The organism is Lysobacter sp. Soil_N_51, from assembly GCF_057655755.1.
In genome coordinates, this window is record NZ_JBDGLR010000012.1 from 99,857 (window position 1) to 116,493 (window position 16,637).

The following is a 16,637-nucleotide window of genomic DNA, read 5'->3' on the forward strand; positions in this document are numbered from 1 at the left end:
GATCTCCTGAGAACGATGGCAATGATGGTGAAACGCAGTCGACGAATCAGTCGTTGAGGGTCGGAATCTTGAGGACCTGGCCAGGCTGGATCTTGTCGGGATCGTCGAGCTGGTCGCGGTTGGCTTCGAAAATCGCGTTCCACTTGCTCGACTTGCCGTAGACCTGCTTGGCGATATGCGAAAGCGTGTCGCCCTTCTCGACCGTATAGGTCTGCTCGCCACCGCCGGTGATCTCATCGGTCGAGCTCACGCCGCCTTGCACGTCGCTGAAGTCGGCCTTCTCTTTGATTTCGTCGGTGCTAGACACACCGCCTTGCACATCGGAAAAATCGGCTTTCTTGTCCGGGGTAGTCATGGGTTGAGGGCTCCTGCCGAAGTGGCGAAGCGGAACATGACATGCCGCTTGTTAAAAAGACATAGCGTCCGCGTGAACGCCCATGACGAAACTGAATGAGCGGATTCCGCCCGGGTTTTTGCCGGTAACGCGGTGGCACACGCCCTGTGTAGGCGATGTGCGCACCGGTCTATTGGCGCTCGTCGCGGCCGGCGCGCGGCGGGCTCAGGCCGGGGCTGCCGCGCCACGGATTGATGTCCAGCCCGCCGCGGCGGGTGTAGCGCGCTTCCACCGACAGCCACTGCGGCGCGGTGCGCTGGCTCAGGTCGGTGTGGATGCGTTCGACGCACTGCTCGTGGAATTCGGCGTGGTCGCGGAACGAGATGAGATAGCGCAGCAGCGCGGCGCGGTCGAGCTTCGGCCCGCGGTAGGCGAGGGTCACGCGCGCCCAGTCGGGCTGGCCGGTGACCGGGCAGTTGGACTTGAGCAGGGCGCTGCTCAGGCGCTCCTCGACGACGCTGTCGGATTCGATCGCCAGGTGCTCGGCCTTGGGCGGGCCGTAGTCGTCGATCGCGACCTCGAGCTCGTCGATCGATTCGCTGGCCTCGTCGTGGCCGATCGACGGCAGCCCGGCGGCGACCTCGACCACCGCGCCGGCCGCGGCCGACAGGTCGCGCGCGATCGTCGCCAACACCGCGGCTTCGTCGTCGAAGGCGGTCGCGTTGAAGGAGTTGAGGTAGAGCTTGAGCGACTTGGATTCGATCAGGTGCGGCGAGGTGGCCGGCACCGACACGGTCGCGGTGCCCACGCGCGGCTTGCCGCGGCGGTCGAGCCAGCTCAGCTCGTAGGCGTGCCAGCGGTCGTAGCCGACGAACGGCAGGGTGTCGTCGCGCAGGCCGAGATGGGCGCGACCGAGCGTGCGTTCGATCGGGAACAGCAGCGAGGCGTCGTACTCGCGCGGGTAATCGACGTGGCGGCCGAGGGGGAGGTCGTGGGTGGTCATGCGGCGATTTTAGCCGCTCCGGGTCGGGGCGGCCGGGGCGGGATCGGGCGGGTGGAGGGCCGGGGCGATGATCGCGGGGGCTATTGCAGACGACGTCCACCCGATGCCGTCGCCACAAGGGCGCTGACCGCATCGTTAACTGTCCAACCGACGTTCTCCAAGCCGCCGCAGAACAGTTCCCCCCTTTGAAAAAGGGGGGCTAGGGGGGATTTGCTTTTGCAGTCAGATCGCAGCGATCTGCCGCGCACAGCAAATCCCCCGCGCTGCGGTTGACGTACTGCAATCGGGACGTTCGCCGGGCGCTCGCCCCCTTTTTCAAAGTGCGCAAAAGCTCGCGTGCCTAGGCGATCTGATGATCGGCCGACAGGCACGACGGCGCACGGCTGCCAAAATTCCGCCGCTTAGGTGCTTACCCGCGCCTCAACCGGCCTTGGCCCCATTCAAATAATCCAACGTCACCTGCAGCATCGCGCGCAGGCCGATGTCCAGCGAACTCTCGTCGAGCTTGAACTTCGGCGAATGGTTGCTCGGCGCGGTCGACGGATCCACGCCGGCTTCGGTCGACCCGACGAAGAAGAACATCGCCGGCACTTCCTTGGCGTAGTACGAGAAATCCTCCGCGCCCATCACCAGCGGCATGTCGATCACGTTCTTGTCGCCGGCCACGGCCTTGAGGCTGGGCAGCATGCGCGCGGTCAGCGCCGGGTCGTTGTAGGTGACCGGGTTGCCGTCCTGGTCGGGCACCTGCGCTTCGGCGTGGGCGCCGTGGGCGGCGCTGACGTGGTCGGCGACGTTCTTGAGGTCCTTGAAGATCGCCTGGCGCATGCCTTCATCGAAGGTGCGGATGGTGCCGGTCATTTCGACGTCGTAGGGAATGATGTTGTAGCGGATGCCGCCCTTGATCGAGCCGAAGGTGACCACCGCCGGCAGCTTGGCGATGTTGGTGCGGCGGCTGATGATGGTCTGCGCGGTGCCGACCACGTCGGCGGCGGCGACGATCGGGTCGATCCCGCCCCACGGCGTGGAGCCGTGGGTCTGGCGGCCCTTGATCTTGATGCTGAAGCGATCGGACGCGGCCATCAGCGGCCCGCCGCGCACGCCGAGCTGGCCGGCGGGCAGGGTCGAGAACACGTGCAGGCCGAACATGGCCTCGGGCTTGAAGTCCTTGAACAGGCCGTCCTTGAGCATCAGCGAGGCGCCGCCTTCCTCGTTGGCGGGGGCGCCTTCCTCGGCCGGCTGGAACACCAGCATGACCTGGCCCGGCAGGTCCTTCTTCATCGCCACCAGCGCATCGGCGACGCCGAGCAGGATGCCGGTGTGGGCGTCGTGGCCGCAGGCGTGCATGACCCCGACGGTCTCGCCGCGGAAGCTCGCGGTGGCCTTGGAGGCGAACGGCAGATCGACCTGCTCGGTCACCGGCAGCGCGTCCATGTCGGCGCGCAGGGCGATCTTCGGGCCGGGCTTGCCGCCTTCGATGATCGCGACCACGCCGTGGCGGGCGATCCCGGTCAGCGGCTTGAGGCCGAGCTTGCGCAGGTGTTCGGCGACCTTGGCCGAGGTGCGTTCCTCGCGGTTGGACAGTTCCGGGTGCTGATGGAAGTCGCGGCGCCAGGCGATCACGTCGGCCTTGACCTTGGCCGCGGCGGCGGCGACCTCGGGCCGTTCGCTCGATTGCGCGGCGGCGCCCAGCGGCAGGGCGGCGAGGACGCCGAGACTCAGGGCGCAACGCAACGCGACGGACAGCGGACGCTTCATCGACGGAACTCCGGGCGGGAAAGGTTCGATGCTAGCCGATGGGGGGCGGCGGGGATGCGCTACGTTGGTCGGTTGGTTGGGGCGGGGATTCGGGATTCGGGATTCGGGATTGGGAATCGGGAATCGGGAATCGGGAATCGTGAGGTTGCAGTCGGAAGTCGGGAGGTGGGAGTGGGCGGCGGGCGGCGGGCGGCGAGAAAAGCGGTGCGGCGCTCTGCGCTCGCCTCGAGGCTCATGCTGTTGCGACGGCGGGACGATTTTCGTCAGACGATCTCCGCGCAACCCACCTACCGTCATTCCCGCGAAGGCGGGAATCCAGAGACTTCAGCGCCATCTTTCCAGAACGTCATTCCCGCGAACGCGGGAATCCAGCGACTTTCGTACAGGTTGCGTCAAAGTCACTGGATTCCCGCGTTCGCGGGAATGACGGTAGGAGGGGGCGCGGAGATTTGAAGTAGGCGTGGGAATCACGAAAGACCTAGACCTAACCCAAAATTCAGACGCAGACCCAGACCACCCGCAGCACGTCCCAACCCCAGCCGCATCCACCGTCACCCTGTCAGCGCAAATCGACGACCTACAACTCAACCAACCCCGCCACCGGCCGCAACACCGAGCCGTAACCCATCGCCGCATACACCCGATCGCTATAAGCCTGACGTCGGGTCGGCCACCCCGATCGCCAGCGCAGCTGCAGGGCCGCCACCGGCCCCCAGATCGCCGCATCGACCAGCGCGACCACCCACAGGCCTTCGTCGAGCAGCCACGACCACGACGCCTGGCCGGACGACAACGCCGCGTCCAATCCGGTGATGGCCGCGACGACCAAGAGGGCCGCCACCGACATCCCCACGGTCCAGTAAAGCGAGTCGCGCAGCATGCGCGGGGTGTAGCCGACCGGCGCGATGTCCAGGACCAGCCAACGGAAGATGCTGTGGCAAACGTAGCGGCGGCCGTTCTCGCGGTTTTCCAGCGCGAGGACCACACCGTCGTCGCCGATCCCGTCGGCTCCGATCTCATCGTTGTGGTGCCGTCGCCCGGTGCAGCGCTGTGCGGCGACGTCCACGCGGTCGCCTTCGCTCAGCGGCGATGGCGCGTATTCGTCTTCCGACATCGGTGCGTAGAACGCCAGACGAACGCGATCGAGGCGGAAGCGATACACCGCGAACTGGGTCAGCACGCCGTGGCCAGGGCGGCGGATGGACTCGATCGCGCGCTCCAGTCCGCGCACCTGCCCGCTTAGCCGCAACGGCGCGGATGCGACGGTGGCGGGCGGCGAGCTCGCGTCGTCCGACTTGCCGTCGGTGAGGTGCGTGGCGCGTCCCGGCGCGTGTTCGTCCATGCCTTAGGGCCCGTGCAGGTAATCCAGCGCGACCTGCAGCATGGTCTTGGTGCCGACTTCCAGCGCGCCCTCGTCGAGCATGAAGTTAGGCGAATGGTTGATCGGCGCCTTCGCCGGGTCGGTTCCCTTCGCGGTCGAGCCGACGAAGAAATAGAACCCCGGCACGGTGTTGGCGAACTGGGAGAAATCCTCGGCCACGGTCACCAGTCCCGATTCCCTGACCTTGTCGTTGCCGGCCGCGCGTTGCAGCGACGGCAGCACGCGCCGGGTCAGCGCCGGGTCGTTGATCGTGGCCGGCGCGTTGTTGACCACCTGCAGCTCGGCCGTGGCGCCGGCCGCGTGGGCGTAGTCCTGCGCGGTGCGGCGCAGGCGCGCGATCACGTCCTCGCGCACGCCGGCGTCGAAGGTGCGCAAGGTGCCGACCAGCCTGGCTTCGTCGGGAATGATGTTGAAGCGCACGCCGGCATTGAACTGGCCGGCGGTCAGCACCACCGGCGTCGCGGCGATGTTGACCTGGCGCGCGATCAGGCTCTGGCTGGCGAGCAGGATCTGCGCGCCGACGGTGATCGGGTCGACCCCGTCCCACGGCCGCGACCCGTGGGTCTGCTTGCCGCGCACGGTCAGGCTCCATTCGTCGGCGCTGGCCAGCATCGGGCCGCTGCGATAACCGACTTCACCGACCTGCAATCCGGCCCATACGTGCAGGCCGAACACCGCTTCGGGTTTGAACTCCTTGAACACGCCCTCGTCGAGCATCAGCTTGGCGCCGAACGGCGCGCCCGCGACCGGCGGGCCCTCCTCGGCCGGCTGGAACACGAACATCACCTCGCCCGGCAGCTGATCCTTCTGCGCGACCAGCGCGGTCGCCACGCCGAGCAGGATCGCCACGTGCGCGTCGTGGCCGCAGGCGTGCATCACCCCGACCGGCTGGCCGCGGTAGTCGGCCTTGACGGTCGAGGCGAACGGCAGCCCGGCCGGTTCGGTCACCGGCAGCGCGTCCATGTCGGCGCGGATCGCGATCTTCGGCCCGGGCTTGCCGCCCTTGAGCACCGCGACCACGCCGGTGTGGGCGATGCCGGTGCGCGGTTGCAGGCCGAGCTTGCGCAACTGGTCGGCGATCAATTTCGCGGTGCGCACTTCCTGCTGGCCCAGCTCGGGATGCTGGTGGATGTCGCGGCGCCAACCCACGACCTGAGCGTTGACCGCGTGCGCGGCCTCGGCGGTACGCATGGGGTCCGCCGGGGCGGCTTGGGCTGGGACCGACGTCGCCGATGCGACCGACAGGGCCAGCGCCAACAACGGGATCGATGCGCGATCGGACCAGGGCATCGCGAACTCCGCGGCAGTGAGGGCCCTCGATCCTAAAAGGTATCCGCGCGCGGCGATACGCGGGCGAGCGGTGTGTTCTGGCAACGCGGTGTTTCGGTCGCGCCTGCGATGCCGGTTGCCGGCTCCGGTCCGTCGGCGCCGGTGCGACTCGCATCGAACGCCGCTGTCCGCGGCACTTATCGCCGAACGCGCTCGTCGCGCCGCGCCCGCATGCGTGAACCCAATCACATCGGCGGCGTGTGCGCGCGGGCATGCTGGCGCGGCCGTTCCGGCACCGACCAAGGAGACAGGTCAATGCGTATCACCCGCCACAAGACGTTATTTGCCGCCGCATTCGTGTTCGCCACCGCGTTCGCTTCGACGGCTTCGGCCTCGTTCGATTGGCGCTGCGATTCGTGCATGGGCACCTACGACTACTGCGTCAGTCAGCCCGATGCCTCGATCGACGCCTGCGTGACCGAGTACAACATCTGCGCCGGGCGCTACAACTGCCCGTACATGCCGATCTGATGCCGACGTAATTCGCCTCGCCCGCCATCGATCATCCGCATCCTGGCGATTCGTACTGAATGCCAGTCCCGCCAATCCGGCACAGACCAAGGAGAAAGGTCGTTATGCGTATTTCCCAGCACAAGACGTTGTTGGCCGCGATGTTCGTGTTCGCCGCGGGTTTCGCTTCGGCGTCGTCGGCGCAGTTCAATCCCCGCTGCGATGGGTGCATGAACACCTACGACTACTGCATGTCGAAACCCGATGCGGAGCAGTGGCTCTGCGTGCACCAGTACAACATCTGCGCTCAGCGCGCGGGCTGCCTGTTGATGCCGGAGATCTGATCCGCATCCGCGTTGTTTCCAGTTGTCGACCAAGGAGAAGGTTCATATGCGTTCCATTCGCCACAAGACCCTGTTCGCCGCCGCGTTCGTGTTCGCCGCCGGCTTCGTATCCACCGCTTCGGCGGGCAGTTGTATCGAATGCATGGACATCTATAACGCCTGCATGACCGCCACCGGCGGCGACTACGGCGTCTGCGCGCACCAGCACAACCTCTGCGCCGCGCCGCAGAACTGCCCGTTGATGCCGGAAATCATCATCGACTGAGCATCGCGATAGCGGGCGCGCCAACGCGCCCGTCGGGAGGGCCTTCGCGCCGGCGCAAAGCGCCGGGGTTGAAGGCCCTTTCGTTGCGGCGGCCAGGTCCGCCATCCCCGCGGGCGCGAAGCCGCCGCGCGCGGGCCTCGGGGCCGAGGCGTCGATCCGGCCGAAGCCGCGTCCCGCCACGAACTCGCTCCCGGTTTGCCCCGTGCGGCCGCGTCCCGCGGATTTGCCCCCACGCCGCCGCGTCCGTAAAATGAGAATGGTTATCGTTTGCCGGCGAGCACGGAACCGCGGCCGCGATCGCTCCCTTCTCCGCTTCCGTCCAGGCCTGTATGCCGACCTCGTCCGTGTCCGACCCCCGCGCGCTCGCAAGCGCGATCCGCCTGTCCCTGCTCGGCCTGCCGCTGCTGCTCGGCGCCTTCGCCGTACACGCCGCCGAGGCGCCGGCCGACGCCACCACCCTGGACAACGTCGAAGTGCGCGCGCCTATCGCCAAGCGCAGCCAGACCGCGACCAAGACCGACACCCCGCTGATCGAGGCGCCGCAGTCGATCTCGGTGATCACCGCCCAGCAGATGCGCGACCGCGGCATCCAGGGCGTCGAGGAAGCGGTGTGGTACACCGCCGGCGCGCAGGGCGGCGGCTACGGCCAGGACACCCGCAGCGACTGGCTGCTGGTGCGCGGCTTCAACCCGGCGCGCTACATGGACGGATTGGCGCTGACTGACGGCGTGTGGACCGGCGGCACCCGCATCGAACCTTACGGCCTGGAACGCCTGGACGTGCTCAAGGGCCCGACCTCGGTGTCGTACGGCGCGATGCCGCCCGGCGGCCTGATCAACATGGTCAGCAAGCGGCCGACCACGCAAGCGCTGCGCGAAGTCGAAGTCACGATCGGCAACTACGACCTGCGCCAGGCCGCGTTCGATTTCGGCGGCCCGCTCGGCGACAGCGGCACTTGGTTCTATCGGCTCACCGGCCTGGCCCGCAACAGCGACAACGTGGTCGATTACGTGCAGGACGACCGCTATTTCTTCGCCCCGGCGCTGACCTGGAAACCCAGCGAAGACACCTCGCTGACCGTGCTGGCGCGTTACCAGAAGGCCGACACCGCGCAGGGCGGCGGCTTCCTGCCGGCCGACGGCACCTTGTTCGCCAATCCCAACGGCAACATCCCGCGCAGCCGCTACACCGGCGAGCCGGGTTGGAACGATTACCTCAAGACGATGAAGTCGGTGGGTTATGAATTCAGCCATCGCTTCAGCGAGGCGCTGACGTTCCGGCAGAACCTGCGCTACGGCAAGGCCGATGTCGATCACGACGCCGGCGTCGGCGCGTTCGGACTGCAGGCCGACCAGCGCACGCTGACGCGCTACTACTTCCCGCTGGAGGAAAGCTCCAAGTCCTTCGCCGTCGACAACAACGTGGAAGTGAAATTCGACACCGGCGCATGGCGGCACACGCTGCTGGCCGGTCTCGATTACCGCCGGCTGGAGAGCGATTACGCCTCGGCGTTCGCGTTCGGCGCGCCGTCGCTGGATATCTTCAACCCGGTCTACGGCGCGCCGATCGTCAAGCCGGCCTACACCTCGCGCCAGGACAAGGTGCAACAGCAGCTTGGCGTGTACGTGCAGGACCAGATCAAGATCGACCGCTGGGTGATCACCGCGGCCGGCCGCCAGGACAAGGTGCGCACCCGCACCGATCAGCTGCTGGCCACGCCGGTGACCCGCGAGCGCCAGGACGACAGCAAGTTCTCCGGCCGCCTGGGCGTGAACTATCTGTTCGATTCGGGCTGGGCGCCGTATGTCGCGTGGTCGCAATCGTTCGAACCGACCGTCGGTGTGAACTTCGCCGGCCAGTCGTTCAAGCCGACCACTGGCGAACAGATCGAGGCCGGATTGAAGTTCCAGCCGGCCAGCGGCCGTGCGCTGGCGAGCCTGGCGGTGTATGAGATCAAGCAGGAAAACACCCTGACCGTCGATCCCAACCACACCTTGTTCTCGGTCCAGCAAGGCGAAACCCGGGTGCGTGGCGCCGAACTGGAAGGACGTTGGAATTTCCGCAACGGCCTGAGCGTGTACGGCGCCTACACCTACACCGACAGCAAGGTGACTCAGACCAACGACGCAGCCGCGCTAGGCAAGCAGATCGCCCTGCAGCCGCGCAACGTGGCTTCGCTGGGCGCGGACTACACCATCGGCTACGGCGTGCTGTCGGGCCTGGGCATCGGCGCGGGCGTGCGCTACACCGGCGAGCATTACGGCGACATCTACAACCAGTGGAAGACGCCGTCGTACACTTTGTTCGACGCCTCGCTGCGCTACGACCTGGACAACTGGCGCTTCCAGCTCAACGCCAGCAATTTGACCGACAAGGAATACGTCAGCGTCTGCAACAGCGCGATCTGGTGCTATTACGGCTATCCGCGCACGGTGACGGCGACGGTGCGGTATCAGTGGTGAGTTGGCCGCTGGGTGCGTTTGCTGATTGATGAGTTCGCTGATTGTTGAAGCGACTGATTGACGGGCTTTTGCTGTTCCCCCCTTTGCAAAAGGGGGGCAGGGGGGATTCGCTTTTAGAGGCAGATCGCCGCGTCGGATCGAAAAGCGAATCCCCCGCGCTGTGCCCGCGATCTGACTTCGTGCCTGCGCCGGGCGCTCGCCCCCTTTTCCAAAGTGGGCTGTGTGATTGCGCATGCCATCTGCATGCGGCAACGACAGCGACGACCATGGCAATGCCGGCGATGCGACATAAGCAGTGAAGCGACGCCTGCGCTCTTGCTGTTCCCCCCTTTGAAAAAGGGGGGGCAGGGGGGATTTGCTTTTACGCCCAGATCGCCGCGTCGGATCGAAAAGCGAATCCCCCGCGCTGTGCCCGCGATCTGGCTTCGTGCCTGCGCCGGGCGCTCGCCCCCTTTTCCAAAGTGGGCTATGTGATTGCGCATGCCAGCTGCATGCGGCAACGACAGCGACGACTATGACGATGTCGGTGGTGCCGACGATGCGACATCGGCAGTGAAGCGACGCACGCGCTTTTGCTGTTCCCCCCTTTGCAAAAGGGGGGCAGGGGGGATTCGCTTTTACGCCCAGATCGCTGCGCGCCACCCAAAAGCAACGAACCACGACGCCAGCGCCGCAATCCGTCAAACCACCCTCAACGCCCGATCAACGCCATCCCGACCGCGGTATAGCGATCGCCCGCGACCGCTTCCGGCGCGAACACCGTATCCAACTGCGCGCGTTCGGCCGCCGACAGCGACACCTGCAGCGCACCGACGTTATCTTCCAGATACTTGCGGCGCTTGGTGCCCGGGATCGGCACCAAGTATTCGCCGCGCGCCAACACCCAAGCCAAGGCCAACTGCGCCGGCGTACAGCCCTTGTCGGCCGCGATCGCCTTGACCTGCTGCGCCAATGCCAGGTTGTGGGCGAAGTTGTCGCCCTGGAAACGCGGCGTGGTCAAACGGAAATCGTCGCTCTGCAACTGATCGGCGCTGGTGATGTTGCCGGTCAGAAAGCCGCGGCCCAGCGGGCTGTATGGAACGAAGCCGATGCCCAGGCGTTCGCACACCTCGAACACGCCGTTGCGCTCGGGGTCGCGCGTCCATAGCGAGTATTCGCTCTGCACCGCGGTGATCGGATGCACTGCGTGCGCGCGCTCCAGGGTCTCCGCCGATGGCTCGGACAAACCGAGATAGCGCACCTTGCCTTGTTGCACCAGTTCGGCCATCGCGCCGACGGTCTCCTCGATCGGCACCGAGGCGTCGATGCGGTGCTGGTAGTACAGGTCGACGTGGCCGGTGCCCAGGCGCTTGAGGCTGCCTTCGATCGAACTGCGCACGTACTCGGGCTGGCCGCTGACGCCGCGCGCCTGCGGCCGCGCCGGGTCGAACACGATGCCGAACTTGGTCGCCAGGAACACCTGCTCGCGACGCCCCTTCAACGCGCGGCCGAGCAACTCCTCGTTGCTGTGCGGGCCGTAGATGTCGGTGGTGTCGAGGAAGTCCACGCCCAGTTCCAGCGCGCGATCGAGGGTGGCCAGCGATTCGGTCTCGTCGGCGGCGCCGTAGGCGAAGCTCATGCCCATGCAGCCCAGGCCCAGGGCGGACACGGAGGGGCCGTTGCGGCCGAGGCGGCGGGTCGGAAGGGTGGTCATGGTGGGGCTCCTGATCGGAAGGTACGAGGCGCGGTGGGGGAAGGACCGCGCGCCCGGTAAAGGCGTGGATGCACTTTAGGCCGGTTTGATTGGGCGAAAAACCGGCGTTATCCGAATGGCTCTTGAAGATCTGCTTCATAATTGAGGCTCGATTGTCGCTTCGGGAGCCGCCATGGCCGCCCATCCCTTGCCCGCCGTCCTTGCCTTCGCCCGGGTCGCCCACTTCGGCAGCTTCACCCGTGCCGCGGCCGAGCTGGAGGTGTCGCCGTCGGCGCTGTCGCAGACCGTCCGCGCCCTGGAGAGCAAGCTCGGGGTGCGCCTGCTCAACCGCACCACCCGCCAGGTCGGCCTGACCGAACACGGCGCGCGCTTCCTCGAACAGATCGGGCCGGGGCTGGCGCAGATCGAGGCCGCGTTCGACGACCTCGACGCGGTCCGGCACCGGCCGACCGGGCGGCTGCGCATCAATGTCGGGCGCACCGCGGCCAAAATTCTGATCGAGCCGCGACTGCCGGCGTTCCTGGCGCGCTATCCGGAACTGGAGGTCGAGCTGTTCGCCGACGACACGCTGGCCGATCTGGTCGCCGGCGGTTTCGATGCCGGCATCCGCCTGGGCGAATGCCTGGCGCGCGACATGATCGCGTTGCCGGTCGGCGGGTTGCAGCGGCAGGTGATCGTGGCCACGCCGGAGTACTTCGAGCGTCATGCGGCGCCGCGCACGCCGCAGGATCTGGTCGGCCACGACTGCATCCGTCTGCGCCTGCCGGGCAGCCGGCGCCTGTACCCGTGGGAGTTCAGCCGCGACGGCCGCGATTTCGAAGTCGACGTGCAGGGCCGGCTGATCTGCAACGACGGCATGATGATCCTGAGCGCCGCGCGCGCCGGCCTGGGACTGGCGCAACTGTTCGAACCGATCGCGCGCGAGGATCTGCAAAGCGGGCGGTTGGTCGAGGCGCTGGCGGATTACCAGCCGCCGTTTCCGGGCTTCTACATCTACTACCCGGCGCGCAAGCAATTGCCGACGAAGTTGCGGGTGTTCGTGGATTTCATGCGCGAGGGGATGTGAGGTTGCGCGCGTCGCGGTCGGTGTAGTCACCCGCAACACCGAATGCAGTCCCTTGAGAGATCGCAAACACACTCCTGCGCTGAGTGCTTTTCCCCCCTTTGGAAAAGGGGGGCAGGGGGGATTCGCTTTTACTCGCGAGCCGACGCAGCAACTTCCTGGTCCACGCAACTTTGGTCGTCGTAGCGCAGTGTTTGTGGTTAAAAGCAAATCCCCCCACCCCCCTTTTTCAAACGGGGGAAAAGCGCGGGCGATGGTCGGGGGGAGTGCGCACTGCTCCGCGCTGCAATGAAAGCCACAAGCCACGAACCACGAACCACGATCGGCATCGCGCGCGCGAACCCTCACTTTGCTGCACCCGACCTCGCCTTTGCCTCCACGCCATGCGAGGCTGCGCCCGACCCGCCGGGAAGCCGCCATGACCGCTGTCGATCCGTCCGTTCCGACGTCCTCCGCCGACCCAGCGCCCGCCACCCTACAAGGCGAAGCCGCCCTGGTCCGCGCGCTCGGGCCGTTCCAGCTCGGCGCCTCGATCATCAACATCATCGTCGGCGCCGGCATCTTCATGCTGCCGGCGTTGTTGATGGGACGCATGGGCGCGAGCGCGCCGCTGGTGTTCGTGGCCGGCGCGATCGCGATCATCCCGATCGCGCTGTGCTTCTCGGCGATCGGCAGCCGCGCCAGCGCGACCGGCGGGCCCTACACCTTCGTCGGCGCCGCGTTCGGGCCGTTCGCCGGTTTCCTTACCGGCGCGTTGATGTGGATCTGCAATACCTCTTCCAGCGCCGGTGTCGCCGCGGCTCTGGCCGAGCAGGCCGGCAACGCCTGGACGCTGTTCCGCGATCCGCTGCCGCGCGGGCTGTTCATCGCCACTGTCTATGCCGCGCTGTTCGCGCTCAACGCGTTCGGGGTGAAACTCGGCGCGCGCATGATCGTGCTGCTGGCGACCCTGAAGCTCACACCGCTGTTCCTGCTCGCCAGCGTCGGCCTGTTCTTCGTCGACTGGAGCCAGGTCGGCTGGACCGAACTGCCGTCGTGGAGCGCGCTGGGTTCGTCGATGGTACTGGTGGTGTTCGCCTATTCGGGCATGGAAACCGCGCTGGTGCCGACCGGCGAAGTGCGCGATCCGGCCCGCCACGTGCCGCGCGCGACTTTGTCGGCGATCGTGGTCGTGGTGCTGCTGTACATCGGCATCCAGGTCGCCTGCCAGGGCCTGCTCGGCGCGCGCCTGGCCGACAGCACCGCGCCGGTGGCCGACGCGGCCGGCGCGATCTGGTCGCCGGCGCACGGCCTGTTGCTGATCACCGCCGGTGTTTCGATGACCGGCTTTTTGATGGGCAATCTGTTCTCGTCCTCGCGCCTGTTGTTCGCGCTGGGCCGCGACGGTTATCTGCCGCGCGCGTTCGGCCGGGTCGATGCGCGCTACCACGTGCCACGGGTGGGCTTGCTCGCGCATGCGGGCATCGCCCTGGTGCTGGCCTTGATGGGCAATTTCGAAACCCTGGCGCTGATTTCCGGCGGCGCGATCTGCCTGCTGTTCGCGGCGGTGTCGATCGCGGCCTGGCGCGCGCAGGCGCGCGATCTGCGCGGCGCGGGCGAACCGTTCCGCATGCCCGGCGGCAGCTGGCCGATGCCGTTGCTCGCGGTGCTGACGATGGCGGCGATCCTGGCGACGATGACCGCCGAGCAATGGGGCGCGATCGTGGCGTCGTTGATCGTGCTGGTGGCGGTGTATGGGTTGCTGGCGTTTTGGCGGCGTGGCGCGACGGCCGGGTAATCGGGAGCCGCGTATCAACATCGAGCTTGCGACGTTCGTGCGGTGCCGCGGTCGCGGCTCGCGCCGCTCCTACAGGGCGACGCCGATGGTCACGGAGCTACCTGTAGGAGCGGCGCGAGCCGCGACCACGACCTCACAACCACGACGCTCGCCGCGCCAATCGCCGACGAATTCCGAAACGGTTTCAGGAACCAAACGTGTTCTTCACCCGATCCGACATGACCGTGTAAGCGATCCAGATCCCACCGTAAAACAGCGCGCTCACCATCGCGGCGCCGAATCGGTACGAGTATTCGGGTGCGATATCGGGACTCTGCCGCGCCAGCACGAATATCACGATTCCCGCCAGCGCGCCGAGCGCCAGCCAGGCGATGAACACGCGCGGAAACCATCGCGACTTCATGAAGAACAGCGCGATGGCGCCGATGTTCAGCGCGAGCAACACGCCATCGGCGGCCATGCGTACGCGCAAGGGCGCGCGCAGCGCGTCGCCCGGGTCCAGCGCGGCCAGTTGGCTGGAGGTGAAGCCCATTGAGGCCATCAGGCTCAGCAGCGCCCAGAACAAGACGATGGCCACCACGATCAGCCAACCCCCGAGCCCCTTCGGGCCGGAGTTGCGCTCGCTGCGCGAGGTCGAGAATTCCAGCGGCCCGTCGCCCAACTCCAGGGCGCCGCGCGGCGCGGGTTCCGGCCGGCGGTACGGATCTTCTTCAGTGCTCATGCGGGTATCCCGTTTACATCGCGGCACAACGCCGGGCTCCCCCTGAACCCGGCCGCGGCGGCGGCCCGCGCACGATAGCGAACCCGGCGCCGCATCACATCCCGGCGACGCACGCGGCGCAGTATTCCGGCGTAATCCGACAGCCCAACCGACACGCGCGCGCTTGATCCTTGACCGCCCGCTGTTGCCTACTAACGCCTGCAACCCGCCGGAGCCGCGTGCCTCGATCCATGGCCAGCACCTCCGCCACCGACCCGTCGCCATCCTCGCCCGCCGCTGACGCCGCGCCGCCCGCGAGCGAGCCGCCAGCCGCCGCGGGTACGCCGCCGCCCACCGACGCATCGCCGCCGGCCGGTCCGCCCGCCGCGCCCGCGCCGATGTCGCGCTGGCGCATCGCCGGTTTCGTCTCGATCTCGCTGCTGCTCGGCCTGACCCAGAGTCTGGGCATGAACCTGGTCGCGTCCAACCTGCAGCAGGTGCAGGGCGCGCTCGGCGCGACCAGCGCCGAGGCGACCTGGCTGCTGACCGCCTACTTCGCCACCAACATCCCGGCCAGCCTGCTGCTGACCAAGTTCCGCCTGCACTACGGCCTGCGCCTGTTCGCCGACCTGGGCATCGGCCTGTTCGTGGTCGCCGCGGTGGTGCATCTGCTCGCCAACGACCTGGACTCGGCGATCGCCGCGCGCACCGCGCTCGGTATCGCCGCCGCGCCCTTGAGTTCGCTGACCGTGTTGTACATGGCCGAGGTGTTCGCCGGGCCGAAGAAAGTGATCGGCCTGATGTTCGGTTTCGCCGCGCTGCAGACCGGCGCGCCGATCTCGCGGATCATCGCCGAGAGCCTGCTGCTCAACGCGCAGTGGCACGGCATCGTGATGTTCGAACTTGGGCTGGCGCTGGCCTGCCTGGCCGCGATCAATCTGCTGCGGGTCACGCCGGTGCCGCGTCAGAACATGTTCGACCGCTGGGACATCGCCAGTTTCCCGCTGTACGCCAGCGCGATCGCGCTGGTCTGCGTGGTGCTGACCCAGGGCCGCCTGCGCTGGTGGCTGGACACGCCATGGCTCGGCCAATGCCTGGTCGCCGCGGTGATTTGCGCCGGCGCGTTCGTGGTGATCGAGATGAACCGCTCCAAGCCGATGGTCAACATCCGCTGGCTGCTGCACGGCGGCTACATGGTGCGGCTGGGGCTGGCGATCGTGCTGTCGCGCATGGTGTTGTCGGAACAGTCGGTCGGCGCGGTCGGCCTGCTAAACGTGCTCGGCTTGCTCAACGACCAGATGCACACGATGTTCTGGCTGGTGCTGATCGGCACGGTCGCTGGCTTCGTGGTGACCCTGCCGTTCCTGCCCAAGCAGCGCTTCGACATGCTCGGGCTGATCGCGGTGGCGATCGTCGGCGTGTGCGCCTACATCGATTCGCATGCGACCAACCTGACCCGGCCGGCGAATTTCTACATCACCCAGACTTTGATCGCGATGGCCGCGTCGATGTTCCTGGCCAGTTCGATCCTGCTCGCGCTGGTGCGGGTGGTCGCCGACGGCGTGCGCAACCTGGTCACCTTCATCGTCTTGTTCAGCACCACCAACGCGCTCGGCGGCCTGCTCGGCTCGGCCGTGCTCGGCACCTACCTGGCCCGGCAGCAGACCGCGCATTACCAGCAGCTGATGCAGCAGCTCACCCTCGGCGATCCGCAGGTGGTGCTGCGCACCCAGCAACTCGGCGGCGCGGTCGCGCGGGTGGTCGGCGATCCGGCCGCGCGCGGCAATCAGGCGCTGACCTCGCTGAGCCAGCAGGTCACCCGCGAGTCGTGGGTGCTGGCCTACAACGACGTGTTCCTGGCGGTGGCGTGGCTGGCCGCGCTGGTGCTGGCGTGGGCGATGTTGATGCGCTGGCAGCTGTGGCGGCGCGGCCACACCGTGGTCAGCTTCGCCGCGCAGGTGCCCGGCCCGTTCGGCCCGCCCGCCGCCGCGCCGGCACCCGCCGATCCGCCCGACGACGCGCCCACCACGGCCGTTGCGATCCAATCCCCGCCAGCGGCTCCCGCCCGCCCCTGATCCGAA

General features: G+C 67.3%; 14 protein-coding genes. 7 read left to right on the forward strand and 7 right to left on the reverse strand.

The window, feature by feature from the left end; genetic code table 11:
- Window positions 1-46: 46 nt before the first annotated feature.
- From AC3A4T_RS21945 to AC3A4T_RS21965, 5 genes are all read right to left on the reverse strand, one after another.
- Window positions 47-355 (reverse strand): LysM peptidoglycan-binding domain-containing protein, encoded by a 309-nt coding sequence (locus tag AC3A4T_RS21945; RefSeq protein ID WP_056109685.1) that lies wholly within the window; start codon window positions 353-355, stop codon window positions 47-49.
- A gap of 169 nt (window positions 356-524) precedes the next feature.
- On the reverse strand, window positions 525-1,337 hold the full coding sequence (gene queF, locus AC3A4T_RS21950; RefSeq protein WP_487677345.1) for an NADPH-dependent 7-cyano-7-deazaguanine reductase QueF: 813 nt from the start codon (window positions 1,335-1,337) through the stop codon (window positions 525-527).
- Between the two features lie 420 nt (window positions 1,338-1,757).
- Window positions 1,758-3,092, reverse strand: coding sequence for an amidohydrolase (locus AC3A4T_RS21955; RefSeq protein ID WP_487677346.1), 1,335 nt, complete (start codon window positions 3,090-3,092; stop codon window positions 1,758-1,760).
- 577 nt (window positions 3,093-3,669) lie between these two features.
- Window positions 3,670-4,434 carry a hypothetical protein gene (locus AC3A4T_RS21960; protein WP_487677347.1) on the reverse strand — a complete coding sequence of 255 codons (765 nt, stop codon included), beginning with the start codon at window positions 4,432-4,434 and terminating at the stop codon, window positions 3,670-3,672.
- Between the two features lie 3 nt (window positions 4,435-4,437).
- Complete coding sequence (locus tag AC3A4T_RS21965; protein WP_487677348.1) at window positions 4,438-5,763, reverse strand: amidohydrolase; 1,326 nt, start codon at window positions 5,761-5,763, stop codon at window positions 4,438-4,440.
- Window positions 5,764-6,057: 294 nt separating this feature from the next.
- Between AC3A4T_RS21965 and AC3A4T_RS21970 the strand changes: the two genes are divergently transcribed.
- The 4 genes from AC3A4T_RS21970 to AC3A4T_RS21985 all read left to right on the forward strand — a co-directional run bounded on the left by AC3A4T_RS21970 (window position 6,058) and on the right by AC3A4T_RS21985 (window position 9,323).
- Window positions 6,058-6,273 carry a hypothetical protein gene (locus AC3A4T_RS21970; RefSeq protein ID WP_046658523.1) on the forward strand — a complete coding sequence of 72 codons (216 nt, stop codon included), beginning with the start codon at window positions 6,058-6,060 and terminating at the stop codon, window positions 6,271-6,273.
- 104 nt (window positions 6,274-6,377) lie between these two features.
- Window positions 6,378-6,596: a hypothetical protein gene (locus tag AC3A4T_RS21975; protein ID WP_487677349.1), complete on the forward strand. Its 219-nt coding sequence runs from the start codon at window positions 6,378-6,380 to the stop codon at window positions 6,594-6,596.
- Window positions 6,597-6,642: 46 nt separating this feature from the next.
- Window positions 6,643-6,861 carry a hypothetical protein gene (locus AC3A4T_RS21980; protein WP_487677350.1) on the forward strand — a complete coding sequence of 73 codons (219 nt, stop codon included), beginning with the start codon at window positions 6,643-6,645 and terminating at the stop codon, window positions 6,859-6,861.
- Window positions 6,862-7,205: 344 nt separating this feature from the next.
- The gene (locus AC3A4T_RS21985; RefSeq protein ID WP_487677351.1) at window positions 7,206-9,323 is read left to right on the forward strand and encodes a TonB-dependent siderophore receptor; all 2,118 of its coding nucleotides are present in this window, start codon (window positions 7,206-7,208) and stop codon (window positions 9,321-9,323) included.
- A gap of 691 nt (window positions 9,324-10,014) precedes the next feature.
- Here the strand turns inward: AC3A4T_RS21985 and AC3A4T_RS21990 are convergent.
- Complete coding sequence (locus tag AC3A4T_RS21990; RefSeq protein ID WP_487677352.1) at window positions 10,015-11,016, reverse strand: aldo/keto reductase; 1,002 nt, start codon at window positions 11,014-11,016, stop codon at window positions 10,015-10,017.
- 172 nt (window positions 11,017-11,188) lie between these two features.
- On the opposite strand from AC3A4T_RS21990, the gene AC3A4T_RS21995 reads away from it, so the two are divergent.
- Together AC3A4T_RS21995 and AC3A4T_RS22000 are read left to right on the forward strand one after the other, a co-directional pair.
- Window positions 11,189-12,082 carry a LysR family transcriptional regulator gene (locus tag AC3A4T_RS21995; protein WP_487677353.1) on the forward strand — a complete coding sequence of 298 codons (894 nt, stop codon included), beginning with the start codon at window positions 11,189-11,191 and terminating at the stop codon, window positions 12,080-12,082.
- A gap of 415 nt (window positions 12,083-12,497) precedes the next feature.
- Window positions 12,498-13,856, forward strand: a complete 1,359-nt coding sequence (locus AC3A4T_RS22000) for an APC family permease (protein WP_487677354.1) — start codon at window positions 12,498-12,500, stop codon at window positions 13,854-13,856.
- A gap of 184 nt (window positions 13,857-14,040) precedes the next feature.
- Here the strand turns inward: AC3A4T_RS22000 and AC3A4T_RS22005 are convergent, their stop codons facing one another.
- On the reverse strand, window positions 14,041-14,577 hold the full coding sequence (locus AC3A4T_RS22005) for a DUF2569 domain-containing protein (RefSeq protein ID WP_487677355.1): 537 nt from the start codon (window positions 14,575-14,577) through the stop codon (window positions 14,041-14,043).
- 230 nt (window positions 14,578-14,807) lie between these two features.
- On the opposite strand from AC3A4T_RS22005, the gene AC3A4T_RS22010 reads away from it, so the two are divergent.
- Window positions 14,808-16,631, forward strand: a complete 1,824-nt coding sequence (locus AC3A4T_RS22010; RefSeq protein WP_487677356.1) for an efflux MFS transporter permease — start codon at window positions 14,808-14,810, stop codon at window positions 16,629-16,631.
- Window positions 16,632-16,637 lie beyond the last annotated feature (6 nt).

What these genes read in the sequence shown, in the direction of transcription:
- AC3A4T_RS21995 (WP_487677353.1), top strand. Translation starts at nt 11,189, where the DNA reads ATGGCCGCCCATCCCTTGCCCGCCGTCCTTGCCTTCGCCCGGGTCGCC.
- AC3A4T_RS21960 (WP_487677347.1), bottom strand. Translation starts at nt 4,434, where the DNA reads ATGGACGAACACGCGCCGGGACGCGCCACGCACCTCACCGACGGCAAG.
- AC3A4T_RS21970 (WP_046658523.1), top strand. Translation starts at nt 6,058, where the DNA reads ATGCGTATCACCCGCCACAAGACGTTATTTGCCGCCGCATTCGTGTTC.
- AC3A4T_RS22005 (WP_487677355.1), bottom strand. Translation starts at nt 14,577, where the DNA reads ATGAGCACTGAAGAAGATCCGTACCGCCGGCCGGAACCCGCGCCGCGC.
- AC3A4T_RS21945 (WP_056109685.1), bottom strand. Translation starts at nt 355, where the DNA reads ATGACTACCCCGGACAAGAAAGCCGATTTTTCCGATGTGCAAGGCGGT.
- AC3A4T_RS22010 (WP_487677356.1), top strand. Translation starts at nt 14,808, where the DNA reads ATGGCCAGCACCTCCGCCACCGACCCGTCGCCATCCTCGCCCGCCGCT.
- AC3A4T_RS22000 (WP_487677354.1), top strand. Translation starts at nt 12,498, where the DNA reads ATGACCGCTGTCGATCCGTCCGTTCCGACGTCCTCCGCCGACCCAGCG.
- AC3A4T_RS21980 (WP_487677350.1), top strand. Translation starts at nt 6,643, where the DNA reads ATGCGTTCCATTCGCCACAAGACCCTGTTCGCCGCCGCGTTCGTGTTC.
- AC3A4T_RS21990 (WP_487677352.1), bottom strand. Translation starts at nt 11,016, where the DNA reads ATGACCACCCTTCCGACCCGCCGCCTCGGCCGCAACGGCCCCTCCGTG.
- AC3A4T_RS21965 (WP_487677348.1), bottom strand. Translation starts at nt 5,763, where the DNA reads ATGCCCTGGTCCGATCGCGCATCGATCCCGTTGTTGGCGCTGGCCCTG.
- AC3A4T_RS21975 (WP_487677349.1), top strand. Translation starts at nt 6,378, where the DNA reads ATGCGTATTTCCCAGCACAAGACGTTGTTGGCCGCGATGTTCGTGTTC.
- AC3A4T_RS21955 (WP_487677346.1), bottom strand. Translation starts at nt 3,092, where the DNA reads ATGAAGCGTCCGCTGTCCGTCGCGTTGCGTTGCGCCCTGAGTCTCGGC.
- queF (WP_487677345.1), bottom strand. Translation starts at nt 1,337, where the DNA reads ATGACCACCCACGACCTCCCCCTCGGCCGCCACGTCGATTACCCGCGC.